Genomic DNA, 22,398 nt, shown 5'->3' with positions numbered 1-22,398 from the left:
ACCGAAGCATGAGCACTACCGTCCAGTCACGCGTCGAGCAGGCCAAACGACTGTTCGCGGCGAGGAACCGGACCCCCAGATCCCCTGGTTTCCGCCCGGACGTCCAGGCCCTGCGGGCGATCGCCGTGCTCGCCGTCGTGGTGAACCACTTCTGGCCGAACGCGATGACCGGCGGTTACATCGGGGTCGACGTCTTCTTCGTCATCTCCGGCTACCTGATCACCTCGCACCTGGGCCGCGAGATCGCCCGCACCGGCAAGGTCCGGCTCGGCACGTTCTACGCGCGGCGTATCCGGCGACTGCTGCCCGCGGCGTTCCTCGTGCTCGCCGTGACGGTCCTGATGGCGGGCGCGCTGCTGCCGTACCCGCGCTGGACGGCCACCGCGTGGGAGACGTTCGCCTCCGCGTTCTACTGGGAGAACTGGCTGCTCGCGGCCAAGTCCGTGAACTACTCCGCGGCGAACGAGGCCGCGAGCGTGGTCCAGCACTACTGGTCGTTGTCGGTCGAGGAGCAGTTCTACCTGTTCTGGCCGCTGCTGTTGATCGGTCTGGTCGGTCTGGGCGGCAACCGGCGCTGGCTGGTCCCGGGCGTCGCGGGGGTCGGCCTGCTGTCGCTGGTGTTCAGCGTCGTCTTCACGGCGCTCTCCCCCAGCGCGGCGTACTTCAACACCTTCGTCAGGGTGTGGGAGTTCGCCCTGGGTGCGTTCGTGGCGCTGACCGCGTCGAAGCTGGTGCTGCCGCGCGTGGCCGCCGAGGTGGCGTCCGGACTGGGCTTCGCGATGATCCTCGTGCCGGCGTTCGTCTTCGACCACACCACTCCGTTCCCCGGTTCCCTCGCGCTGGCCCCGACCGTCGGCACAGCCCTGGTGATCACCTCCGGCCTGCGTCCCGGTCCGCAGTGGCACACCGTCGTGACGGCCTCAGAGCCCGTGCAGTTCGTGGGCAACATCAGCTATTCGCTGTATCTGTGGCACTGGCCGATCGTGATCCTCGCGCCGTTCGCGTTGGGCGAAGCGTTGGACAAGGGCGAGCTCACCACGGCCTGGTTGCTGTGGCTACTGGCGCTGTCGTTCGCGTTGGCCTGGTTGACGAAGGTGCTCGTCGAGGACCGCGCTCGCACGTTCGCACCTCTGGTCCGCAACACGAAGCTGACGTTCGGGGCCATGATCGCCGGCCTGCTGGTCGTCGAACTGCTCGCGGGCGGTCTGCAGGCGAACTACTACAAGCAGGTAGCGCTGGCCGAGCAGAACGTCCAGCAGGGCAAGGGCGACGCCTGCCACGGTGCCGGCGCGATGGTCGGCTCCAACGGCTGCCCCGACCCGTTCGGCCCGGCCCGCGTCCCCGAGATGGGCCCCGCGAACGAGTACTGGCGGCTCGCGCGGGAGTGCGAGGAGACCGACTACTTCAAGGTGGACAACAAGGCCACGGTGAAGGTGTGCGACTTCAGCGGCGACGCCGAGCCCACCCAGACCGTGTGGCTGCTGGGTGACTCGCACGCCGAGCAGTGGCAGACACCGGTGTTCGAGGTCGCGCGCAAGGAGAAGTGGCTGCTCAAGATCGGCATCCTGGGCGGCTGCCCGTTCGCCGACGTCAAGTTCACCGGCTACCGCAGCGCGGCCGGCCCCCGCGACATCCTGCGCTGCCGGGACTGGACGACGCAGATGTTCCCCGCGATCACCAACGACAAGCCGTCGATGGTGCTGATGTCGTTCTTCTCGCGCCAGGAGTTCGTGGACGACGGCAGCGGCCGCACCCAGACCGAGCAGTACCGCGAGGGCATCGAACCGTGGTGGCAGCAGTGGACCGACGCCGGCACTCGGGTGTTCGTGTTCGCCGACCCGCCGTACAACCGGGACGTCCGGTCGACGAGTTGCGTGCTGCTGAACCGGTCGAACCCGCAGACGTGCGCGATTCCCCGTGGCCGCGCGCAGCCACCGGACCCGTTGGGCGAGGTGGTGAAGTCGACGCGCAATTCCAAGGTGTCGTTGATCGATCTCACCGACTACTTCTGCGACGAGAAGCTCTGTTACGGCGTGATCGGGAACGTGGCGGTGTACTACGACGGTGACCACGTCAACAGCGACTACAGCCGCACGTTGACGCCGATGGTCGAGAAGGCGCTCAGCTCTCGCTGATCTTCAGCGCTCTGTCTTTCGTGAGTTCGCCCTCGAGCCGCATGGTGACCTGATCTCGTTGCCAGAGCAGGGTTTGCCCGGCTTGGCCGTGCGGTTCCTCGGTGTGCCACTGGCCGTTGCGGTCGATGTAGAAGAACACGTGCGGGTACGGGATCCAGATCTTGTCGTTGATCTGCTCGACGCCCTCGCCGTGGATGAGCTTGCCGAGCGTCGACTGGATCGTGCCGTCGAACTGGTCGAGCCGCAGGTTTCCGTAGTGCAGCGTGACGAACCGTCCTTCGTGGACGGTGATCTTGTCCGGTTCGCCGAGTTCCTGTGGCAGGTGGATCTCGAACAGCATCTGCTTCTTGGCTTCGTCGAGCGAGACCTCCTGGCTGGGCAACGGAGGCGCGACGCTCTGCGGTGCTTCGGTGCGGAACTCGACGCCGGCGAACTCCAGCAGGTTCTGCACACCTGCCCGTACCGTGGGGGACACCGCGAAGGCGATCGCGAACGCCGTGACGGCCGCTACTACTGCTGCGAGCCAACGGTTTTTGCGGCGCGGAGCGTTGATCCGGGTCAGGACTGCCGCGGCGAGGTCCGGCGGCTCCGGCACGTGGATCTGCCGGCCGAGGTCGCGGAGGGCGGCCTCCGTCTGGTCATCGATCATGGGCCACCTCCTCCAGCATCGGGCGCAGTTTGGCCAGCGCGCGGGACAGCCGCGACTTCACGGTTCCCTTGGCCAGGTTCAGGGTCTGCGCGGTCTCGGCCTCGCTCAGATCCAGCAGGTACCGGCACGTGACGATCTGACGGTCGTGCTCCGGCAGGCTTTGCACGGCTTTCAGCAGTTTGGCGCGGGAGTCGTCCACGAGCGTGCCGGGATCGTCGTGGTCGACCGTCTCCGTGATGGTGGCGAGCTTGAGCTCCATCAGGTTGCGGCGGCGTCTGCTGCGGTGCAGGTTCTTGGTCTCGTTGGCCACGATCTTGAGCAACCACGGCTTGAAGTCGGCGTCCGTCCTGAACGTGTCGAGCTTCCGATACGCCTTCACGAACGCCTCCTGCACCACGTCACCGGCGTCCGCACCAGCCCCGAGCAGGTAGGCAGTCCGATGCGCGAGCGCGGTGTACCGGGCGACCAGCTCGCCATAGGCCGCCTGGTCGCCTGCGATCGCCCGTGCCACCGCTTCGTCCGTGATGCCCTTCCTACACCGGGAACCTCGATTCGGTTCCCGGTGTATCCGTGCCATGAGAATTCTCGCCTTGATATGCGCTTTCCTGCTGATCAGCGCGCCTTCCGCGGTCGCGGGCGGCTGGGCGGTCACGTACCTCGACCCGGTGCCGTCGATCCAGCCGTCGACAACCCACACGGTCGGCTACTGGGTGCTCCAGCACGGCACCCACCCGTTCGCCGGCGACCTCGGCAAGACCGGGCTGCGGTTCCGCGCCGGCTCCGACGACCGGATCTTCGTCGGCGTGCCGCTCGGCCAGCCCGCGCACTACGCCGTGACGTTCACGCTGCCGGCCGGCTCGTACGAGGTGTTCGGCGTGCAGGGGATGTTCCAGGACCACTCGCTGGGGTCGCTGACCGTGCCGGGCACGTTCCTGATCAAGCCGCCGGACCCGCAGATGGTCCAGGGAACCGTGGAGGGCCCGTCGCCGTGGCAGGAGATCGCGCCACCACTCGCCAAGCCAGCCGACGCGACGCCTGCGCCGGCAGCCGCAGTGACGCCCGCGGAGCCTGCTGGCCAACCGGTGCCGGTGTGGCTCGTCGGGCTCGTGGTGGTGGGGGCAGCCGGACTGTTCGTGGTGCTGCGCAAGCGGTTGCGCCCCTTTGCCCGGAAGACGAAGTGGTGAGGCGATCGGCGGAAACCGCCTCACCACCCCTCGCGAGGCATCCCTGCGATGCCGAGGCTTTCGGGTGAACCACGGCTTAGGTCGTCAACGGCTTGACCACCGTTACGCCCCTGTCCGTCGTTCACCCGGATCGCCTACATCGGCATGTGCCTCGTGGGAGGCGGCGTGGGCTTGGTGATCATCTTCGTGACCGGGCCTTCCTTGCTCATCCCGGCCTGGTCGAGGTACTGCGACAGCTGACCGCGCACCTGGGCGAGCGTCGGGCGGCGGCCCGGTTCCGGGTCCATCGCCGCGAGCAGAAGCCTGGCGTGCTGGCTGTTCTGCGGCAGCTTGGTGATCGGTTCGCCCTGGGCGGCGGCCATCAGCGACGAGATCGGGTTCTCCCGCGAGCCGCGCGGCGGGTGGCCGGTCAGCGCGTAGGAGACCGTCGCGGCCAGCTGCCAGGAGTCGGACGCCGGGGACGCCGTTTCGCCGCGGGCTGTTTCCGGGGCTAGGAAGTCCGGGGTGCCGACCATCATGCCGGTGGCCGTGAGGGTGCTGTCGCCCTTGGAGCGGGCGATGCCGAAGTCGATCAGGTGGGCGGTGCCCTGGTTGTCGACGATCACGTTGGACGGCTTCACGTCGCGGTGCAGGACACCGCGGTCGTGGGCGGCGGCCAGTGCGTCGGCCATGTTCAGCCACAGGCGGGCGGCGAGTTTGTCGTCGATCAGGCCGTTCTTCAGGACCGTCTCGGACAACGAGGCGCCCTCGATGTACTCCATGACCAGGGCCAGGCCGTCCGGGTCCTGGACGATGTCGAACACCCGCACGCAGTTGGGGTGCCGGACCGCGGCCAGCGCGCGGGCCTCGCGGAGCATGCGCGCCTCGGTCTCGTTGTCCGGGGCGTGCGCGAGCTTCACCGCCACCGTGCGGTCGAGCTGTTCGTCGACGGCGAGCCAGACCGTGCCGAAGCCGCCGGAACCGAGCTGGCGGACGCGGCGGAACCGGCCGTTGCCGGGGTTCCAGACCTTGCCCGACTTCTGCACCGGCGCGGGCGAGTCGGCGTTCGCGGCGCCCGGACCGAACGGCAGCGGGCCCGGCGTGTCGGCGAGGACGGCAGGCTGGGACGGCTGCGGAGGCTTGGGGTGCGCCGACGGCTGCGGCAGGACCTCGGCGACGCGGGTCGGCGGGTACTGCCCCGGCGGCGGCTGGTTGACCGGGCGCATCGGGCGGTTCATCGGCGCCGGCTGGTACTTCGGCACCTGCGCCGGCTGGTACGGCGGCGGGTTCTGCGGCGGAGGCTGGTGCTGAGCCGCCGTGATCGGCTTGGTCGGCGCCTTCTTCTGAGGTGCCTTCTGGGGCACCTGAGGCTGCGGCGTGCGCGCCACCGGCTGCGGTGGCGGCGGGTTCTGCGAGTTCCGGTCCTGGGACCGGTCGCGGCCGGGGCGGTTCAGCATGGCGGTAGTCAACCCGAAAATCCGCACGACGATTGAGCCGATTACCGCAATTGGCAGAAACCCGAGCAGCACATGGCCCACCAGCGTCACTGGCTGTGCCGACGTCGCTGCGAGCAGCACCAGGAACGGCAGCCAGAACACGCGGCGCGGCCAGTTCGGCCCGAGCCGGAACGCCGATCCCGACTGCAGCATCACGAACAGCAGGCACAGCAGCGCCAGCACGACGGTGATGGCGGCGACGACCAGGAACACGGGCGAAACACCACCCGGCCGCTGAACCACACCGATGATCGACGGCGTGCCGTCCACCAGGTAGTCGCCCTGCCGCAGCTGACCGAAGCAGGTGGCCTCGTCCAGCGAACCCGACCCGGGAATGCTGCGCCGGGCCAGCCCCTGCACGGTGCCGCGCATGATCAGCCAGGGCAGCACGAGACAGCTCGCCACGCCGAGCACGGCGAAGATGGCACCCGTCACCGCGCCGTAGGAGTTGCCGACGATCCGGCGCACCGCGATGGACAGCAGCGCCCCGATCGTGGGGAACAACCCGAGCACCGCGCCGAGCGCTGTGGTGGTCCACACCCAGTCACCGGGGCAGACACTCGCGCCCACGAAGCCGTGCAGCCACGTGAGCAAGGACTCCGCGAGCCCCACGACCCACACCACCCCTTCCGCGATCACCCCCAGCCTAGGCGTCCCGACAGCCTACGGTGCGTAATTGGTCTGCGGTTGACGCCACAGCAACCTGTTGCATGATCACCGCGTTGCACCTCCGCACATCACGCGTTCGCAGTAGTGCGAGCGCCGTCACTCACTACAACGCGGCAGAACCTTGCCCCGTTGACCACCGTTGCCAACGCGGATACCGCGCGGTGATCGCGACGGTCGTGAGCACGGTCTCGACGTGCGGCTTCGCCAGAAAATCCTCCGCACGGGACAGCACCGGCCGCGGGGCCGGCGGCGGTACGGGAGCCATCACGGCCTGTTCCGGCAACTCGGACCGCACCTGCCAGAGTTCCTCGGCCGCGTTGCCGACGGCCCGCACCGCGAGGTGTTCCTCGTCCGCGAGCTGCCGCCAGAGCCGGTCGGCCTGCTCGGGATCCGCGTACTGGACGAGCCGGTGCACCTCGACCTGCGTGTAGAGGTAGGTGTCCACCGCGTCGTGCGCGGATCCGAACGCGTCCCGCACGTCCAGCCACCGCATCCGGGCGCGGTGCCGGTACTCGTCGAACCTCGTGCTGGCTCTCCCGGTCCACTCCGGCGAAGTCGCCTTGGCATATGCGAACGCGACGGATGCGCACTCGTCGCGCATCCGCCTCAGCCACTCCTGGACGTTCCGGAGGGAGTGGAAGTCGCCGGAGAGGTTCACAGCGGGAAGGTGTCCGCCTGTTCGTAGTGACGTGCGGTGTCGATCAGCCGGTCCGCGGTCGCGCCGACGTCACGCGTCAGCTCGCCGGTCGCATGCTCGGCGGCGGCGCGGAACCGCGCGAGGGCGGCGAACAGCTCGCCGCGCGAGGGATCCGGATGTTCGGGGTGGCGGGCGAGAGCGGTGACGTCCTCGGCGGCCCGCACCAGGGGCCCAGCGAGTGCCCGCAGCTCAGCGGGATCCACGGTGAACCCGCTCATAGCACCTCCCACCGGAGAAAGTTTGGTGAGGAACGATACAGGGCCGTCAGCCGGTGAGCGCGCGAATATCGGCCGCCGACACGAAGACCATCTCCTCGGCCGGCGCACCCGCGTCGACCACGACCCCGACGCCGAGCGGTGCCACGAACGGCAGCAGCTCGGCACCCTCGACCTCGAGCCACCGGTCGTCCCAGGTGAAACCCTTGAGCCGCCGGTAGGCGACGAGCCGGTCCAGCCCGGTGAACACGAGCACCGCCTGCTCGTGCCCCGCGACCTCGGTGGCCACCAGCCCCGGCTCACCGGCGTCAGGCAGGTAGACGGTGGTGTTGAGCAGCTCGGTGACGACCTCGGGGTCACCGGCACGCGCCAGCTCCCGCAACCGCGGCTCCGGCTTCGCGTACCTCGGCTGCCCGTGCAGCTGGTGCTTCAGGTCCACAACGGACGCGGGATCGTCCGGATCGACCACGAAGTGCGGCACGCAGTGCAGCGACGGCGGGACGTCGTCCCTGGTCGCGCCGGGCAGCACGGCGACGACCACCTTGCGCTGGAACAGCTCCGGCTTCCGCATGAGCAACCCACGCAGGTACTTGAGCTCGTACTCCACGCCCAGGCTGCGCCGGTTCCGGCCGCTGAACGCCAGCGCCCAGCCGGACGACACTGCGACCACGATCCGGTCGGCGTCCTCCATGCGCTGCAAGCAGAACGTCGACCAGTCAACGGGTTCGTGCTGGTGGTACAGGTCGATGTCGGCGTCCACACCGACCTGGTGCAGCAGTCCGGCGAAGCTGTGCACGGTGTTCCGCCACGCCTGAGTGCGCGCGGCGTCCCAACCAGGACTCGTGTGTGCCCAGACAACGAACACATCGGGACGCATCGGCGCATCATGCCGCACGCGCGTTCAGCCGTCGTAGACCTCGTGGTCAGCCTGCGCCCGCGAGCTGCCCTCGCTCGCCGACCCGCTCGACGACTTCGCCGCAGGATCGACGGCCACCGGCAGGTCACCGAGGCCCGCGAGGAAGTCGACGGTCCACAGGTGCCGCGCGGCCGGGTTCTGCTCCTTGACGGAGTCACCGAGGCTGTACGCGCCGACGCGGGCGTTCTTGGCGTCGTACATCTCGACCGTGATCTGCGAGCCGAGCAGGCCCTTCTCGCCGGGTGCGCAGGCCAGTTCCAAGCGGGCGCGGATCCACTGCGGGACGTCCGCGGGGTCCGCTTCCAGTTCCGAGGAGATCGCGGTGCAGGAGGTGCCGTGGGCGCGGGCGACGAAGGTGGCGCGGAAGACGACGAGCTCACCGGCCGAGCAGCCGGTGAGAACGCGCGCTTCTACAGCTGTCTCCGTGGTGGAGACGACGGGGCGGGCGGCCGCGCACCTCACGGTTGGGGGCGCGGTCGACGCCGCTGCCCCACCGGAGGTGACGGCCACGAGTAATAACGCGGCGACCACAGATCTCATGCCGAAAAGTTATGTGTGGTCGCGGCGTTCCTCACCCAACTTCACCCCACAGATGGGTGAGTACGAAACACGTTGTACGCCAGGTCGCCGCGGCGCACGTCGGTGTTGGCGGCGATGACGTCACCGAGGGTTCGGCGGTGGTCGATGCCGTAGCGCGCCTTGATCGTCCGCAGCGCCGGGTCGTTGGCGTGGAAGAAGCGGTCGCCGTCGCGCAGCGCCTCGAACTGCTTCTTCCAGATGGCCTGCTGGAGCTCGCCGAACTCGCTGCCGGGCAGGCGCGGCTCCGCCATCATGCCGACGATCGCGTCCAGGCCGCCGATGTCGCCGTAGATCGCCTTCATCCTGGCCGCGACGGTCGTGCGGCGCCGGCCGGGGCTGAGCCAGTCGAGGCTGTCCGGGTCGTCGATCTCGGCGCCGGGCGTGAGCTCCGGGTCGACGGGGAACGACTCGGTGGCCTCACCGGAGATCGCCTTGAACGACGGCTTCGGCGCCAACCCGTACGCACGGCGCACGTCGTTGTACGAGGCGATGCCGTGGTCGCGGCCGCGTTGCACGTCCAGCGCGGACACGTCGATCACCGCGGTCAGGCAGCGCGGCTGGCAGCCGGGAATGACGAAGACGATGCTGCGCAACGTGGTCTCGTCGATCAGCTCGTCGTTGAGGCCCTCGTCCTGCCGGCCGAAGCTCTGCAACAGCGGGCCGAGCTGCACGTCGTCGACCAGGTCGGGGTTGAACGGCAACAACTGCGGCGGCACCTCGATCTTCGCCTGCGCACCGGTGATCGTCACGGTGAACCCCTTGTCGCGCAACGTCTTCAGCTGCGCTTCTGAGTAGCGGCTCGCCTGCGTGACGACGGACAGGTCACCGCGCACCATGCTGTGCGAGCGGTAGCCGATGGTCGCGAACTCGTTCGCCAGGCTCGTTCGCACAGAGGAGTTGTAGCCGCGGTAGGGCGCGAGCCGCACGCCCATCGCCGGCAGGAACTCCTGGTAGGTGATCCACTGCTGCTCGGCGCTCACGACCTTGCGCGCGATCTGGAACTTCTCCTCGTCGGACAGGTGCGCGGGCAGCCTGTCGACGATCCTGTTGTGCTCGCGGGCGAACAGGGTCTGCACCGCCGTGATGGTGCCGTTCTCCATGCCGCGCATGTCGCCGGTGACGACACCGGGGCCGCTGGTGATCGCACCGAACGGACCGGTCATCGCCGGTACGGTCTCCGAGTTGCCGCGCGCGTCACGGCGCGGCAGAAGGTTGTTGGGCAGCAGCAGTTTCGCGCCGTCGCGCAGCCACGCGAGCCGTTCCTCGGTGCCGCCGTAGACCGCCCAGCCGTCGAGGTAGGAGCTGACGATGTTCTTCTGCTCGCGCGGGTTCGACCCCGGCACCTCGCCGCTGCGCCGCATGGGCGTGGACAGCAGGTCGTTGCGCACCGTCTCCAGCGGAGCCTCGTTGTCCCAAGAGATCGAGGCGTCGACGTTCGTGTCCTCGCGCAGCCCGAAGGTGTGATCCATGAACTGCGCCCACACCTGGGCCCACTGGCTGACGTGCCTTTCGGAGAGGTACCGCTCCCCGCCCTCCGCGAAGATCCGGTTGCTGACGTACCGCGCGTTCGGCCCGGCCACCGGCTGCCCGGCCCCGTCCGCGTACCTCGGGGGAGCGAGCCGGGAGTAGCCCTCGCCGACGATCCCCCACTCGGGGTGGGCGCGGTTGTTGCCGCGCCCGTCAAGACTCTGGACCTCGAAGAACGGGGAGTCCGCGTGCGCGACACCGCTGCCCAGGAACACCCCGATCGCCATCAACGCCACTGCCCTGCGCCAGAACTGCATGGGCCGATGATGGCGACGTGGGCGGTGACCGAGCGTGCTCAGTTATTCACAGCGTGACAGATCCAGTCCGTGCAACTGGGAATTCCCCTGGACTTCCGCCTGGACCGCGCTTCGAGTGCCGTCGGGCTCCTGGCCGGCACCTGTCAGTGGTCGCGGTGATCGTGGTCGTGCTCCGGCCCGAACGGCTGGTAGATGTAGAACATCGTCACCGGCTCATCACCCGCAACGGTCTCGTGGTCGACACCCGGCGGCACGAACGCGTAAGAACCCTCGCCGGCCCCAACGCCACCGATGCTCACCGTGCCGTTGATGACCCACGTGTGCTGCGTCGCCGACGGGTGGTTGTGGCCGACGTCGCGCGCACCGGGCGCCATCTGGATCAGGCCGACGATCGTGTCGCCGTTGGGGGACTTCCACAGCAGCTTGTTCTGCAGCCGTTCATCGCCGTGCAGCGGAAACGACTTCAACTGGGCAAGGGCCTCAGCAGACAGGACCGTCACTTTGTCCTGCGGCGCGTCGCTCATGGGCACAGCCTTTCGGAAGCGGTGGCTTACGGCCCATGTATAGACGAAAGGGCCGCCCGCATTACGGCGGACGGCCCGATCAGGTCAGCTGCACTTGGCCTCGCCGTTGAACAACAGGAACGTCTCGAGCTTCCCGTCGGTGAAGTGGAAGCTCAGCACCGCGCCCTGCTGACCGGGCACCGGCACCTCCAAGGCTTTGTCGTCCTTCCCGGTGGCGTTCGGGTAAGCCGCCTTGACCTGGTCGATCGTGGCGCCCTTGCCCACACCCTTGGCCACCGCGACACCGGGCGGCGGCACGATCATCCGGATCTTGTCCCCGGCGAACAGCACACCGCCGTTGGCCTCCCGCGCCTCAGCCCGCTTGGCGATGCGCTGCGTGGACTCCGCAGTCAGCTGAGCCGCCTTGGCACCCACCTCAGCCGAAGCCGCGAGCTTCTCCGCGTGGGCGGCGTACTCCGCGGCACCCGCGTTGGCCCCAGGCGCCGGCCCAACCGCGGCCTCCGCCTCGTCCGCAGCCTTCTGCGCGGCCTCGTACTGCTTCTCGGCCTCCGCGTCCGTCGCGAGCTGCGTCGCATCCGGCGCCGGCGCGCCCTGGTACCGGTAGTCCTCACACGTGCTGAACGTGCCGGCGCCCGTGGCGGCGAGATCACCGGTGGCGAGCGCTTCCTGCTTGGACATGCCGGGCTTCAGCTTTCCCCAGCCCGTCACGTCGAAGTACTTCTCCTGCGCGGACGACTGCTGGTCCCCCGACGGCGTGCAGCTGACGGCGACGAGTGCCACCGCGACTGCGAATACCGCTTTGAATCCCCCAAAGTTGTTCACGCGCACAAGGTATCCGGCTGCACTGCGGCGACCGAATGCGTTTACGCAGAGGGCCTGTTCACACTGACCGCGTTGCAACGATGCCGCTCCAGCTGCATTCGCCGCCGCACAGTTCACGTAGTACGCGGACGTCGGCGGTGCGGGCTCAGGTTTGCGGCCGAGGCTGCGGCACCACGGGCTGTGGCGCAACGGACTGCGGTGCGACCTTCACGTCGAGCCTGCTGCACGACGGACCTGAGAACTCAGCCGACGCCCGCCAGGCCGCCGCCTCTGCCGCTTGGGGTTCCTCATCCGTCCCGGATTCGGCCCACCTGACACCCTTGCCCGCCGCGAGAACCGCGTCGTTCTGACCGTCAGCCAGGAGCAGTTGCGCGCTCACGACCTTGACCGTCTTGTCCACCAACGTCTTCGTGGCGAACTCGACCGATGCGGCCGTCCAGCACGCGCCGGCTTGAGCCAGCCCGGAGAGCAGAACATTGGTGCCGTTGGACAGGTTCACCGTGCGACCGTCCACGATCGACGCCACGGTCACTAGCGGCGGAGATGCCGTCGCAGTGGTGGTGGTCGTCGTCACGGTCGAAGACGCGGAAGCAGCGAGACGCGTGGGCACCTCCGTGCCGCACACGCTGATAGCCAGCACATCCACATAGGACAGGCCCCCAACACCTCAACCCGTTGGGGACCTGCGCTGGCAGCCCTGCTACTTCTTCGTGGCGCCGAACTCGTTCGTCTCGTGCGTCACGTTGATCGCCACCGAGTCGCCGAGCATCAGGTTCTTGGTGACCTGGATCGTCACGATGTACTTCCCGACGTAGGCGGAGTGCTCCTTGACGTCGAGGTTCTTCTCGACGTACTCCCTGACGTCCTTCAGTTCGTCGCTCACCTCGAACGCGGGCTTCACCATGGACTTGAGCGCCGCGACGTTCTGCTCCGGCGTCTTGCCCTGCCACGCCTTGAGGGTGATGGCGCTCAGGCCGTTGCCCGCGTCGGTCAGCGTCGCGGTGCGGGAGATGTCCTCGAAGCCGCCGCCGGTCATGAAGCACTCGAGGCTGGTCTGCTGCTCCGAGCCGATCGGCGCCTTGAACTCGCACTTGTAGCCACCGGCCTGCATCTTCGGCAGCGCCTGTTCCTTGGTGGTGCCGAGGCTGATCGGGTTGAGCACGCGCGGGGCCTGTTCGCCGCCCTTGACGACGAGGTGCACGGTGTTCTGCTGTTCCTTCATGGTGCCCCAGGTGAGCGTCTGGCCACCGGCCTCCACCACGGCGACGTCCTGCTCTGGCAGCAAAGCCTTGAGCGCCGCGTTGCGCATCGTGCCCTGCTTGTCGTCGGCACCGTCGATCGCGGCGCGCACGACCGTGCCCTTGCCGTCGGCGAGGAGTTTCAACCGGATGCTGTAACCCGGCTTGTCCGGGCTGGGCGGTGGCACGGACTTCACGCACATGCGCAGGTCCACGTAGTCCATGGAGCTGCGGGAGCAGTCGAATCCCGCCTTCGACAGCGTGTCCTGCACCTTGTCCGACTGGCCCGCGCTCTCCTTCCAGTCGCCGACGAGGACGTTCTTCGACGTCTCCGAGGTCGGAGTGGAGGTCTCGGTCGGCTGCTGGTTCTCCGCGGCGGGCTGGCCGGAACTGCCGCAGCCGGCGGCCAGCAGGGCCAGGGTGGTCACGGCCAGAGAGATGCGCATGGAACAGCCTTCTGCAGCGGCGGACGGATTCGTTGCGACCGTGCCATGTGGACCCGGTGCACCGATATGAGGGAAATCCCTTGGTACCGGTTCCCTCAGCCAACCGATTTGTTCACATGGCCGCCGGGTGTTCGCGGATACGTCACCAGTTCGAGTGGTCAGCGCGCGGTGAAGTCACAGCCGTCCACATCGGACGGAGCAGCAAAACGAAGAGGACCGGCAGTCGTTGTGACTGCCGGTCCTCTTCGTTACGTGGAGCTGAGGGGAATCGAACCCCTGACCTTCTCGATGCGAACGAGACGCGCTACCAACTGTGCTACAGCCCCTTGCGTTGTTACGAGAGAACTATAGCAGGGCCGGAAGGGGTGTTTCACCACCCCCTCCTACGCTCCGACGGCACCTCGGTACCGCAGCGACTCCAGTCCCTCTAACTCGACGAAGACCGGGTCTTCGTCGTCGGAGTCGACCGGAATGGTGCCCGGTCGCACGTGGTGTTCGAAGCGCGGCAGCGGTGGCAGCGCCGGCCTGTCCTCGACGACCTCGACCTGCGTCGTCTCGACGTCGGCCGCCACAGCCTGGGCCGGCACGGCCGGCGCGTCCTCGGCCTGTTGCGGCTGCGGACCCGTCGCTCGGCGGCGGCGGACCTGCTGCAGGCGCGCGAGCCGGCGTGCGCGGATCTCCTCCTCGATCCGCACCTGCCGGCGCAGGTAGGTCAGGTAGCCCACGATCAGCAGGTCGAGCGCGGCGTGGCCGTACCAGAGCGGGGTGTAGAACACGCCCGCCACGACGGCCGATGCCACTGCGGCGACCAGCAGGAAGGCGATGACTCTGCGACGGAACGCGTACTTCGCCTGCGCGACCAGGGCCGCGCTCTCCGGGTCGTAGCCACCGCGGCCACGCCGGAAGGGGCGTTCGACGTACTCCTCCTCGTCGAAGTAGTCGTCGTCGAGGTCGTGGATGTCGTCGTACTCGGCATCGGGCATGGCGTCGTACTCCTCCCCCACGCTGCGCGCACTCTCCTGGCGCTTGCGGGCCATCATGGGGACGAGGACGACCAGCCATGCGACGACCAGCGCAACGATGATCAGCGAACTCGGCATTCCCCGTTCACCTCCCCCGGCCCACGCGTGGTGCTTTCACCACGCTAGTCACAACAGTCACACCTGTGTCGGAGGCTCGCCGAACTCGGTGCGTACCAAAGTGTGGTGTATCACCCACTTTTGGGTGAAGCGATTAGAACAAACGGACGCAAACGTCAGGGAAGACGGGCCTCTCCGCGTGCGACCAAACGGCGTACTAGGCCATCCGGGACCTCTTCGGAGGTGAGCGCGAAGCAGAGGTGGTCGCGCCACTGTCCGGCAACATCCAGATAACGCTTGAAGAGGCCTTCCTCGCGATATCCGGATTTCGTGAGCACGCGGATCGAGGCGCCGTTCTCGGGTCGCACGGTGGCTTCGAGCCGGTGCAGACCAGCGTCGCGGAAAGCGTGATCGGTGAGCAACGCCACGGCGGCCGTTGCGACGCCGCCGCCCGCCCGATCAGCGGCTACCCAGTAGCCGATCCATGCGGAAAGCAGCGAGCCGCGCACGATGTTGCCGACGGTGATCTGACCGGCCACCTCGCCGTCCACCAGGATCATGAACGGCAGCGTGGAGCCGCGCCGGGCCATGGCACGCAGCGACGACCACTGCGCGGGCCAGGAGAGCGTCGCGTTGCGCTCGTTCCAGCCTTCTTGGGCCGTGGGTTCCCATCGCTCCAGGTAGTCGCGGTCGCGGATGCGCAGCCGGGACCACTTGCCGCCGTCGAACAGCTTGGGTCCGCGCAGGGTCACGGTTCCCGCGCGCACCTCGACGGGCCCCAGCCGGACCGGCCAGCCGGGGTGACGTCCCAAGTCGGAGAAAGCGCTCATCCCCCGCCGTTCGTCAACCGCGTTGGGCCAGGAAGCTGACGAGCACCTCTTCGCCGACCGAGACCTCGGTGACGTCCTCGTCGACCATGATCAGGCAGTTGGCCTCCGCCAACGACGCGAGCAGGTGCGAGCCGGACGTGCCGAGCGGCTGCACCAGGTACTCGCCGTTGTCCGCGTCGCGCAGCAGCTGGCCACGCAGGAAACCGCGGCGGCCCTTCGTCGACGACAGCGGCGACAACAGCCGGGCCGACACGGCGCGGCGGTACGGGTTCTTCTTGCCGAGCGCGGCCCTGATCAGGGGCCTGACCAGCACTTCGAACACCACGAGCGCGCTCATCGGGTTCGCCGGCAGCAGGAACGTCGGCACGGCGTCCGGACCGAGGCGCCCGAAGCCCTGCGCCGAGCCGGGGTGCATGCCGATGCGGGTGACGTCCATGTCGCCGAGGTCCGCGATCGCCGCCCTGACCTCGTCGCCGATCGCGCCGCCCACGCCACCGGCGATGACGACGATCTCGGAGAGCAGCAGCCGTCCCTCGACGACCTCGCGCAGCCTGCGCGGGTCCGCGGACATGATGCCGACCCGGCTGACCTCGGCTCCCGCGTCCCGTGCGGCGGCGGACAGCGCGTACGAGTTCACGTCGTAGACCTGGCCCTGACCGGGCGTGCGGTCGACGTCGACGAGCTCCTCACCGAGCGAGATGACGGACACGCGCGGGCGTGGGTGCACGAGCACCTTGTTGCGTCCGACGGCGGCCAGCAACCCCACCTGAGCAGCACCGATGGACGCGCCGCGGCGAACAGCGACGTCGCCCGTCTGCACGTCCTCGCCGGTGCGGCGGACGAACCCGGCGGACGGCACGCTGCGGTTCACCGTGACCTTGGCGTGGTGACCGTCGGTGTAGCCGAGCGGCACGACGGCGTCGGCCAGCGTGGGCAGCGGCGCACCCGTCGCGACCCGCACCGCCTGGCCGGGCTGGAGCCGGCGCGGCTGCCGGGAGCCGGCCGGGATCTCGCCCACGACCGGCAGCTGCACGGGGCCCGCGTTCGCACCGGACACGTCGACGCTGCGCACCGCGTAGCCGTCCACGGCGGCCTGGTCGAAGCCGGGCAACGCGCGTTCCGCGACGACCTCCTCGGCGCAGAGCAGGCCCTGCGACTCCGAGATCGCCACGCGCACGGGTGCGGGCCGCACCGCGGCCGCGATCACCCGAGCGAGCTGCTCGTCAACTGACCTCATGTGATTGGTCCTCGCGCTCAGGAGTTGTCGAGGCGTTCCCGCAACCACTCACGCAGATCGGGTCCGTACTCAGGGGTCTTGAGTGCGAAGTCAACCGCAGCCCGCAGGAATCCGGCGGGATTGCCGAGGTCGTGTCGCCCGCCGCGGTGGACGACGACGTGCACGGGGTGACCCTCCGCGATCAGCAGCGCGATGGCGTCGGTGAGCTGCAGTTCGCCACCCGCACCAGGCGTGATGCGCTTGAGGGCGTCGAAGATCGCGCGGTCGAGCAGGTAGCGCCCGGCGGCGGCGAAGGTCGACGGAGCGTCCTCCGGCTTGGGCTTCTCGACCATGCCGACGACCTGCTTGACGTCGTCGTTGCCGGTGTCGCGGACGTCGAACACGCCGTACGCGGAGATCTGCTCGCGCGGGATGTCGAACGCCAGCAGGACGCTGCCGCCCTTCTCCTCGCGGACCTTCGCCATCTTCTTGAGCGCGTCGGTGGGCAGGATGATGTCGTCCGGCAGCAGCACCGCGACGGCCTCGTCGTCGCCGGTCAGGTTGCCCTCGGCGCAGCCGACGGCGTGCCCGAGGCCGAGCGCCTGCTCCTGGATCGCGGTCTCGGCCTTGATCAGCTTCGGCGCCCGCTGGATCTTCTCGACCAGGTCGGCCTTGCCGCGCGCGGCCAGCGACTCCTCGAGCTCGGGGTTGGCGTCGAAGTAGTCGGCGACCGACGCCTTCGTGGGCGAGGTGACGATGACCAGCTTCGTCGCGCCGGCCTCCGCCGCTTCCCTGGCCACGTACTCGATGGCCGGGGTGTCGACCAGCGGCAGCAACTCCTTCGGCACGGACTTGGTCGTGGGGAGGAAACGGGTGCCCAGACCGGCCGCGGGCACGATAGCGGTGTGGAAGGCGCTGCTCATGGGCAGCGATGCTAACGACATAACCGGGAGTACCCACCATGACGTCCGATCTTCGTGACCGGAAGGCCACGCTGCGTTCACGGTTGCTGGCCGCGCGGCGTGCGGTTTCTGCCGAGGACCGCGCCGTGGAGGCCGCGGCGCTGGCGGCACACGTGGCAGCTTTGGACGTTCAGCCTGATCAGACGGTGTGCGCGTTCCTGCCCGTCGGCTCGGAGCCGGGTGACGTGTCGTGGCTCGACGGCCTGCGCTGCCGGGTGCTGCTGCCGATCGTGACGGGCGACTCACCGCTCGACTGGGCGGTCCACACCGGATCTTCTGGACTCGCTCCAGCCGCGTTCCGGTTGCTGGAACCCACCGGACCCCGGCTCGGTGCCTCGGCGATCGCTGGAGCCTCGCTGGTGCTGGTGCCCGCGCTGGCGGTGTCGGTGTCCGGGGTGCGGCTCGGGAAGGGGCAGGGGCACTACGATCGGTCGTTGCCGCTGGTCAAGGCGCCTTTGGTAGCCGTGGTCCGGGACGCGGAGGTGCTTTCCGAGGTGCCTGCGGAACCCCACGACGTGCGGATGAACGGCGTTTTGACACCCTCGGTGGGCCTGCGGTGGCTGTGACTTTGAGCGGGTGTGTTTGCGCTCCGGGAAGGTCCTGAGCGAAAATCGTGTTGGCACTCACAACGCCCGAGTGCCAGATCTAGGAGCGAACCCAGTGCCTACGTACCAGTACGCCTGCACCGCGTGTGAGCACCGGTTCGAGGCTGTGCAGTCGTTCAGCGACGCCTCCCTCACCGAGTGCCCCGAGTGCTCGGGCAAGCTGCGCAAGCTCTTCGGCGCCGTCGGTGTCGTCTTCAAGGGCAGCGGTTTCTACCGCACGGACAGCCGCTCGGGCGCAGCCAAGAGCACGTCCGGCGCGTCCACGACGTCTGCTTCCACCTCGGAGACGAAGTCCTCCGACAAGAAATCGTCGGACAAGAAGTCGTCGGACTCGAAGCCCGCGAGCAGCGCGCCGGCGGCCGCTGCCAGCTGAAGATCGCGAGTTGTCCACAACTTGCGGCTGAGCCCCCTTTGACATGTCCCCGGTGGTCCTACCGTCGGGGGCATGACTCTTTCCGTCACCGCCCTCGACCGACTCCGCTCCCTGACGCGCCGCCGTCCTTCCGTTGCGTGGCGCAGGTTTCTGGCTCTGGGCCTGGCCCTCATAGCCGCGTTGACGACCTTCTGGCCCGACGTGGGCCATCCCGCCGTCGTCGCCTCCCGCGATCTACCGGCCGGCGTGCCGCTGTCGGCAGCCGACGTCCGCCTGGTGTCGCTGACCGCGCCGATTTCCGGTTCCTTCCCAGAAGTCCACGCCGTGGTGGGCCGACCCTTGCGCGACGCGGCACGTGAGGGCACCCCGCTGACGGACTTCGATCTTGCTGCCACGTCAGGAGATCAGGTCTCGGTGGCTGTGCGAGTGGCTGACCAGGGCCTGGCCGACGTGGTGCGGATGGGCGACCGCGTCGACGTGGTGTCGCCATCGGCAGAAGTGCTCGCGGAGAACGCATCCGTGCGTGAGACACGGGGACAAGTCGTTGTGCTCACGTTGCCGAGACTTAATGCAACTCGTGTGGCCGCGATGTCACTGGAGCATGCGTTAGCCGTTACTCTCCGCTGATGCTGAAGGGTTTCAAGGACTTTTTGATGCGCGGAAACGTCGTCGACCTGGCTGTGGCCGTGGTCATCGGCACGGCGTTCACCGCGATCGTCACCGCATTCACCACGAGCCTCATCAAACCGCTCATCGCCTCGCTCGGCAGCACCGAGACGAAGGGCCTCGGCATCCAACTCCGAGAAGGCAAGGAGGACACGTACCTCGACTTCAGCAACGTGATCAACGCGGCGATCAACTTCGTGATCGTCGCGGCAGTCGTGTACTTCGTGCTCGTCCTGCCGATCCAGAAGATCCAGGAACGCCGCAAGCGCGGCGAGGAGGCGGGCCCGTCCGAGCCCACCGACGTCGAGCTGCTGATCGAGATCCGCGACCTGCTCGCGGCTCAGCAGGGCCAGCAGCCGCCGGCGTCGACGACCACCGACGTGCGCGGCCCGAAGATCTAGCGAGGTCCGCTCCAGCAGCACCGCGTGGCGATGCCGAGATGAGCACGCCACGTGGTGTTGCCACGCCAGGCACACCCAAGGCCCGATGCCTCGATGGGTAAGCCGCGTGTGATGCCGCGCTGGGTGCTCTGTCGGTATTGCCACGCTGGGGACTCTGTCGGTATTGCCGCGCTGGGTGAGCCCGCTGCCGGTGGACGGCTGGGTAGCGGTGTAGCCCCACGCCTTGCGATTGGGGCTTTATCTTGAGGGGGCGGGATGCTTCGCTGTTCGGGTTCGGCCGGGGCGCTTTTCACCCCGGCTTTTGGAGGCCGTCCAGCATCCCGCCAGAGGCTCAAGGTCAAGCCCCAATCGCAATCGTCGCGCAGCGGCGATGGACTCCCACGCCTCGTCAATGCCTGACGGACCACGCTGGAACGCGACCACTCGCACGGCAGGCGACCACCCCGCTGGAACGTGACCATCCGCCCGCAAGCCGACCCGCACGGTGCCAACCGCCGCTCGCCAACGCAAGCCGACCCGTCCAAAGGTCCTCAGCCCCCGTGGTGCGGCGGCCTGTTCTCGCGGTACCAGGCCTCACGGTCCCCCGAACCGTCACCAGAAGCCGAACCACGCTCATCCGACGTGGTCTCCGGCAGCACGTCCCCGAACACCTCAGCCAACCGGCGACGACGCGCTACGGCGTCGTCGTCGGCCGGCTTCGGAGAATCACTCTTCGTCAAGACCGCTCAGCTGCTCGATCACGTAGGGCACCAGAGCCGACAGCGTTGCCATGCCGTCGCGGACCGCGGAGCGCGAGCCCGCGAGGTTCACGACCAGGGTGCTGCCGGAGACGCCTACCAGACCGCGGGAGATGCCCGCGTCCACCGCGCCCGCGGCGAGGCCGGAGGCGCGGAGTGCCTCGGCGATGCCGTGGATGGGGCGGTCCAGCACGCCTTGTGTGGCGTCGGGGGTCACGTCGCGGGGTGACACGCCTGTGCCGCCCACGGTGACCACGAGGTCGACGCCACCGATGACGGCCGTGTTGAGGGCGGCCCGGATGTCGACCACCTCACCCTCGACCGCGACGGTGCCGTCGACGATGAAGCCCGCTTCTTCCAGAAGTTCGGTGACGAGAGGGCCGGAGTTGTCGTCCTGCTCGCCGTGCGCCACCCGGTCGTCCACGATCACGACCAAAGCGCGGCCAAGGCGCTGCGCGCTGCGTTCCATGCGATCACCGTAGCGGGAGTCGGACTTCGAAGCGGCAGCCAGGACCGTGGTTGTGCGCGCTGATTCGTCCGAGGTGTGCGTCGACGAGGCCGCGCGCGATCGCCAGGCCCAGTCCGGCGCCAGAGGGATTGCGGCTCGACGAACCGCGGAATCCCACGTCGAACACCTGTGGCAGCACGTCATCGGGTATGCCGCCGCACGCGTCGTCCACCCGCACCACGGCCTCGGCTCCGTCCACATCGACCTGGACGGCCACCGTGCCGCCCTCGGGCGTGTGCCGAATGGCGTTGGACACAAGGTTGCGCACGACACGCATCAGTTCCGGATCTGAGCCGCGCACGACCGGCCATTCGCGAGCGTCCGCGCGCAACTGCACACCCTTGAGCTGAGCGACCGGGCGGGATGCGGCGACCACGTCGCTGACGACGTCCGCCAGCCGCACGTCGTGCAACGTCAGCTTCAGTGCACCGGCGGTGATCCGGGACAGCTGGAACAGATCGTCGACCAGTTTCGAAAGGTGGTCGGCCTCCTGGGCGATCTGCTTCGCGTAGACGGCGACCTCGCCCGGCTCGGAGACGACGCCGTCCTCCAGCGCCTCGGTCATCGCCCGGATGCCGGCCAGCGGTGTCCGCAGGTCGTGACTGATCCACGCCACCAGCTGCCGCCGCGCCGCCTCCGCTTCCCGCTCCCACACGCTGCGCCGCGCGATCGCGCGTCCCAGCATGATCGAGAACGGCACGGTGATCACGCCGACCACCGCGCACACCGTCAGGGCGGCCGTGAGCATCGGCGTGAACATGAACCCGCTGACCGCGAGCACTCCGCTGATAGTCGCCACCACCGGCACGATCACCATCACGGTCATCGCGGTCGTGAGCGACACCCGGCTCAGCCGGTCGAAGATGTTCACAGCGAACTTCTGTCGTACCGGTAACCCACGCCCCACACGGTGCTGAGCCGCATCGGCTTGGCCGGATCCTTCTCGATCTTCTCCCGCAACCGTCGCACGTGGACGGTCACGGTCGACTGGTCGCCGAACTGCCAGCCCCACACCCGCTCCAGCAGCTCCGAACGTCCGAACGCCCGGCCGGCGTTCGCGATGAAGAACGCCAGCAGGTCGAACTCGCGAGTGGTCAACTGCAACGGCATGCCGTCCAACGTCGCCGTGTGGGCGGCCACGTCGAGCACCAGGTCGCCGTCGCGCACCACCCGCGGCTCGTAGGCCTTGCTGGCCCGCCGCAACACCGACGACACGCGCAACGCCAGCTCGCGCGGGCTGAACGGCTTCGTGACGTAGTCGTCCGCCCCGATCTGCAACCCGGCGATGCGGTCTTCTTCCTCGCCCAACGCCGTCAGCATGACCACCGGCGTGCTGCCGCGTTCCCGGATCCGCCGGCACACCTCGAGCCCGTCGATGCCCGGCAGCATCAGGTCCAGCACGACGATGTCCGGCTCGTGCGACGCCATCAACCGCAGCGCCTGCTCCCCGTCCCCGGCGAGTTCGACCTCGTACCCGGCGTGTTCGAGGTACCGGCGCACCACGTCCCGCACCGTCGTGTCGTCGTCGACGACCAACACCCGTTCCACCACGTCACCAACGCTAAGCCACGAACACCGGACCGGCTCGCATCCGTAAGAAAACGAAAAGAGACCGACCCCCGCGCGGGGCAGGTGCGCGGGGGCCGGTCTCGGAGGTCGTCACGCCTGGTTCTGGCGGGCGGCGGATG

At 68.5% G+C, this 22,398-nt stretch carries 26 protein-coding genes and 1 tRNA gene; 6 read left to right on the top strand and 21 right to left on the bottom strand.

The genetic code is table 11. From position 1 onward, the window contains the following. Window positions 1-8: 8 nt before the first annotated feature. Window positions 9-2,135: an acyltransferase family protein gene (locus ACWGE0_RS36745; RefSeq protein ID WP_452265484.1), complete on the top strand. Its 2,127-nt coding sequence runs from the start codon at window positions 9-11 to the stop codon at window positions 2,133-2,135. On the opposite strand, the gene ACWGE0_RS36740 is transcribed toward ACWGE0_RS36745, so the two are convergent. Beyond that, window positions 2,122-2,784, bottom strand: coding sequence for a hypothetical protein (locus ACWGE0_RS36740; RefSeq protein WP_452265483.1), 663 nt, complete (start codon window positions 2,782-2,784; stop codon window positions 2,122-2,124). The genes ACWGE0_RS36745 and ACWGE0_RS36740 overlap by 14 nt on opposite strands. Further along, window positions 2,774-3,295 carry an RNA polymerase sigma factor gene (locus ACWGE0_RS36735; protein WP_452265482.1) on the bottom strand — a complete coding sequence of 174 codons (522 nt, stop codon included), beginning with the start codon at window positions 3,293-3,295 and terminating at the stop codon, window positions 2,774-2,776. Before ACWGE0_RS36735 ends, ACWGE0_RS36740 begins: the two co-directional genes overlap by 11 nt. 64 nt (window positions 3,296-3,359) lie before the next feature. On the opposite strand from ACWGE0_RS36735, the gene ACWGE0_RS36730 reads away from it, so the two are divergent. Further along, window positions 3,360-3,968, top strand: a complete 609-nt coding sequence (locus ACWGE0_RS36730) for a hypothetical protein (RefSeq protein WP_452265481.1) — start codon at window positions 3,360-3,362, stop codon at window positions 3,966-3,968. A 134-nt stretch (window positions 3,969-4,102) separates the two neighbouring features. On the opposite strand, the gene ACWGE0_RS36725 is transcribed toward ACWGE0_RS36730, so the two are convergent. The 15 genes from ACWGE0_RS36725 to ACWGE0_RS36655 form a co-directional block, all read right to left on the bottom strand. Beyond that, window positions 4,103-6,082: a protein kinase domain-containing protein gene (locus tag ACWGE0_RS36725; protein WP_452265480.1), complete on the bottom strand. Its 1,980-nt coding sequence runs from the start codon at window positions 6,080-6,082 to the stop codon at window positions 4,103-4,105. Between the two features lie 133 nt (window positions 6,083-6,215). Next, window positions 6,216-6,770, bottom strand: coding sequence for a putative T7SS-secreted protein (locus ACWGE0_RS36720; RefSeq protein WP_452265479.1), 555 nt, complete (start codon window positions 6,768-6,770; stop codon window positions 6,216-6,218). After that, the gene (locus ACWGE0_RS36715; RefSeq protein WP_452265478.1) at window positions 6,767-7,027 is read right to left on the bottom strand and encodes a hypothetical protein; all 261 of its coding nucleotides are present in this window, start codon (window positions 7,025-7,027) and stop codon (window positions 6,767-6,769) included. The genes ACWGE0_RS36720 and ACWGE0_RS36715 overlap by 4 nt, the downstream gene beginning before the upstream one ends. 46 nt (window positions 7,028-7,073) lie before the next feature. Then, window positions 7,074-7,901: a hypothetical protein gene (locus ACWGE0_RS36710; protein ID WP_452265477.1), complete on the bottom strand. Its 828-nt coding sequence runs from the start codon at window positions 7,899-7,901 to the stop codon at window positions 7,074-7,076. A gap of 24 nt (window positions 7,902-7,925) precedes the next feature. Further along, on the bottom strand, window positions 7,926-8,480 hold the full coding sequence (locus ACWGE0_RS36705) for a hypothetical protein (protein ID WP_452265476.1): 555 nt from the start codon (window positions 8,478-8,480) through the stop codon (window positions 7,926-7,928). A gap of 41 nt (window positions 8,481-8,521) precedes the next feature. Next, window positions 8,522-10,303, bottom strand: coding sequence for a peroxidase family protein (locus tag ACWGE0_RS36700; RefSeq protein ID WP_452265475.1), 1,782 nt, complete (start codon window positions 10,301-10,303; stop codon window positions 8,522-8,524). A 143-nt stretch (window positions 10,304-10,446) separates the two neighbouring features. Continuing rightward, window positions 10,447-10,827, bottom strand: a complete 381-nt coding sequence (locus ACWGE0_RS36695; RefSeq protein WP_452265474.1) for a cupin domain-containing protein — start codon at window positions 10,825-10,827, stop codon at window positions 10,447-10,449. Between the two features lie 84 nt (window positions 10,828-10,911). Continuing rightward, window positions 10,912-11,649, bottom strand: coding sequence for a hypothetical protein (locus ACWGE0_RS36690; protein WP_452265473.1), 738 nt, complete (start codon window positions 11,647-11,649; stop codon window positions 10,912-10,914). Window positions 11,650-11,794: 145 nt separating this feature from the next. Then, window positions 11,795-12,175, bottom strand: coding sequence for a hypothetical protein (locus tag ACWGE0_RS36685; protein ID WP_452265472.1), 381 nt, complete (start codon window positions 12,173-12,175; stop codon window positions 11,795-11,797). Between the two features lie 174 nt (window positions 12,176-12,349). Continuing rightward, on the bottom strand, window positions 12,350-13,333 hold the full coding sequence (locus tag ACWGE0_RS36680; protein WP_452265471.1) for a hypothetical protein: 984 nt from the start codon (window positions 13,331-13,333) through the stop codon (window positions 12,350-12,352). Between the two features lie 253 nt (window positions 13,334-13,586). Continuing rightward, a tRNA-Ala gene (locus ACWGE0_RS36675) sits at window positions 13,587-13,659 on the bottom strand. A 57-nt stretch (window positions 13,660-13,716) separates the two neighbouring features. Beyond that, window positions 13,717-14,433: a divisome protein SepX/GlpR gene (gene sepX / locus ACWGE0_RS36670; protein WP_452265470.1), complete on the bottom strand. Its 717-nt coding sequence runs from the start codon at window positions 14,431-14,433 to the stop codon at window positions 13,717-13,719. A gap of 155 nt (window positions 14,434-14,588) precedes the next feature. After that, on the bottom strand, window positions 14,589-15,242 hold the full coding sequence (locus ACWGE0_RS36665) for a GNAT family N-acetyltransferase (protein ID WP_452265469.1): 654 nt from the start codon (window positions 15,240-15,242) through the stop codon (window positions 14,589-14,591). A gap of 13 nt (window positions 15,243-15,255) precedes the next feature. Then, window positions 15,256-16,479, bottom strand: a complete 1,224-nt coding sequence (gene glp / locus ACWGE0_RS36660) for a molybdotransferase-like divisome protein Glp (protein ID WP_452265468.1) — start codon at window positions 16,477-16,479, stop codon at window positions 15,256-15,258. A 17-nt stretch (window positions 16,480-16,496) separates the two neighbouring features. Next, entirely contained in the window at window positions 16,497-17,381 is an 885-nt protein-coding gene (locus ACWGE0_RS36655) for a UTP--glucose-1-phosphate uridylyltransferase (RefSeq protein ID WP_452265467.1), read from the bottom strand. A gap of 38 nt (window positions 17,382-17,419) precedes the next feature. On the opposite strand from ACWGE0_RS36655, the gene ACWGE0_RS36650 reads away from it, so the two are divergent. From ACWGE0_RS36650 to mscL, 4 genes are all read left to right on the top strand, one after another. Further along, a complete protein-coding gene (locus tag ACWGE0_RS36650; RefSeq protein ID WP_452265466.1) occupies window positions 17,420-17,986 on the top strand; it encodes a 5-formyltetrahydrofolate cyclo-ligase in 567 nt (188 codons plus the stop codon). Window positions 17,987-18,080: 94 nt separating this feature from the next. Then, window positions 18,081-18,398: an FmdB family zinc ribbon protein gene (locus ACWGE0_RS36645; protein ID WP_452265465.1), complete on the top strand. Its 318-nt coding sequence runs from the start codon at window positions 18,081-18,083 to the stop codon at window positions 18,396-18,398. A gap of 72 nt (window positions 18,399-18,470) precedes the next feature. Beyond that, complete coding sequence (locus ACWGE0_RS36640) at window positions 18,471-19,025, top strand: SAF domain-containing protein (protein WP_452265464.1); 555 nt, start codon at window positions 18,471-18,473, stop codon at window positions 19,023-19,025. Further along, complete coding sequence (mscL, locus tag ACWGE0_RS36635) at window positions 19,025-19,465, top strand: large-conductance mechanosensitive channel protein MscL (RefSeq protein ID WP_452265463.1); 441 nt, start codon at window positions 19,025-19,027, stop codon at window positions 19,463-19,465. Before ACWGE0_RS36640 ends, mscL begins: the two co-directional genes overlap by 1 nt. A gap of 530 nt (window positions 19,466-19,995) precedes the next feature. Here the strand turns inward: mscL and ACWGE0_RS36630 are convergent. The 4 genes from ACWGE0_RS36630 to ACWGE0_RS36615 are packed head-to-tail and all read right to left on the bottom strand — an operon-like array spanning window position 19,996 to window position 22,261. Next, window positions 19,996-20,184, bottom strand: a complete 189-nt coding sequence (locus tag ACWGE0_RS36630; RefSeq protein ID WP_452265462.1) for a hypothetical protein — start codon at window positions 20,182-20,184, stop codon at window positions 19,996-19,998. Continuing rightward, complete coding sequence (locus tag ACWGE0_RS36625; RefSeq protein WP_045311897.1) at window positions 20,171-20,671, bottom strand: MogA/MoaB family molybdenum cofactor biosynthesis protein; 501 nt, start codon at window positions 20,669-20,671, stop codon at window positions 20,171-20,173. Before ACWGE0_RS36625 ends, ACWGE0_RS36630 begins: the two co-directional genes overlap by 14 nt. A 4-nt stretch (window positions 20,672-20,675) precedes the next feature. Beyond that, window positions 20,676-21,536 carry a sensor histidine kinase gene (locus tag ACWGE0_RS36620; RefSeq protein ID WP_452265502.1) on the bottom strand — a complete coding sequence of 287 codons (861 nt, stop codon included), beginning with the start codon at window positions 21,534-21,536 and terminating at the stop codon, window positions 20,676-20,678. 41 nt (window positions 21,537-21,577) lie between these two features. After that, entirely contained in the window at window positions 21,578-22,261 is a 684-nt protein-coding gene (locus ACWGE0_RS36615; RefSeq protein ID WP_452265461.1) for a response regulator transcription factor, read from the bottom strand. Window positions 22,262-22,398: the final 137 nt, after the last annotated feature.

Source organism: Lentzea sp. NPDC054927, from assembly GCF_053610285.1.
The sequence above is the reverse complement of the archived record's forward strand: the minus strand, read 5'-3'. Positions and strand labels throughout refer to the sequence as shown.

What these genes read in the sequence shown, in the direction of transcription:
- ACWGE0_RS36745 (WP_452265484.1), top strand. Translation starts at nt 9, where the DNA reads ATGAGCACTACCGTCCAGTCACGCGTCGAGCAGGCCAAACGACTGTTC.
- ACWGE0_RS36740 (WP_452265483.1), bottom strand. Translation starts at nt 2,784, where the DNA reads ATGATCGATGACCAGACGGAGGCCGCCCTCCGCGACCTCGGCCGGCAG.
- ACWGE0_RS36730 (WP_452265481.1), top strand. Translation starts at nt 3,360, where the DNA reads ATGAGAATTCTCGCCTTGATATGCGCTTTCCTGCTGATCAGCGCGCCT.
- ACWGE0_RS36715 (WP_452265478.1), bottom strand. Translation starts at nt 7,027, where the DNA reads ATGAGCGGGTTCACCGTGGATCCCGCTGAGCTGCGGGCACTCGCTGGG.
- ACWGE0_RS36710 (WP_452265477.1), bottom strand. Translation starts at nt 7,901, where the DNA reads ATGCGTCCCGATGTGTTCGTTGTCTGGGCACACACGAGTCCTGGTTGG.
- ACWGE0_RS36705 (WP_452265476.1), bottom strand. Translation starts at nt 8,480, where the DNA reads ATGAGATCTGTGGTCGCCGCGTTATTACTCGTGGCCGTCACCTCCGGT.
- ACWGE0_RS36700 (WP_452265475.1), bottom strand. Translation starts at nt 10,303, where the DNA reads ATGCAGTTCTGGCGCAGGGCAGTGGCGTTGATGGCGATCGGGGTGTTC.
- ACWGE0_RS36695 (WP_452265474.1), bottom strand. Translation starts at nt 10,827, where the DNA reads ATGAGCGACGCGCCGCAGGACAAAGTGACGGTCCTGTCTGCTGAGGCC.
- ACWGE0_RS36680 (WP_452265471.1), bottom strand. Translation starts at nt 13,333, where the DNA reads ATGCGCATCTCTCTGGCCGTGACCACCCTGGCCCTGCTGGCCGCCGGC.
- sepX (WP_452265470.1), bottom strand. Translation starts at nt 14,433, where the DNA reads ATGCCGAGTTCGCTGATCATCGTTGCGCTGGTCGTCGCATGGCTGGTC.
- ACWGE0_RS36665 (WP_452265469.1), bottom strand. Translation starts at nt 15,242, where the DNA reads ATGAGCGCTTTCTCCGACTTGGGACGTCACCCCGGCTGGCCGGTCCGG.
- glp (WP_452265468.1), bottom strand. Translation starts at nt 16,479, where the DNA reads ATGAGGTCAGTTGACGAGCAGCTCGCTCGGGTGATCGCGGCCGCGGTG.
- ACWGE0_RS36655 (WP_452265467.1), bottom strand. Translation starts at nt 17,381, where the DNA reads ATGAGCAGCGCCTTCCACACCGCTATCGTGCCCGCGGCCGGTCTGGGC.
- ACWGE0_RS36650 (WP_452265466.1), top strand. Translation starts at nt 17,420, where the DNA reads ATGACGTCCGATCTTCGTGACCGGAAGGCCACGCTGCGTTCACGGTTG.
- ACWGE0_RS36640 (WP_452265464.1), top strand. Translation starts at nt 18,471, where the DNA reads ATGACTCTTTCCGTCACCGCCCTCGACCGACTCCGCTCCCTGACGCGC.
- mscL (WP_452265463.1), top strand. Translation starts at nt 19,025, where the DNA reads ATGCTGAAGGGTTTCAAGGACTTTTTGATGCGCGGAAACGTCGTCGAC.
- ACWGE0_RS36625 (WP_045311897.1), bottom strand. Translation starts at nt 20,671, where the DNA reads ATGGAACGCAGCGCGCAGCGCCTTGGCCGCGCTTTGGTCGTGATCGTG.
- ACWGE0_RS36620 (WP_452265502.1), bottom strand. Translation starts at nt 21,536, where the DNA reads ATGACCGTGATGGTGATCGTGCCGGTGGTGGCGACTATCAGCGGAGTG.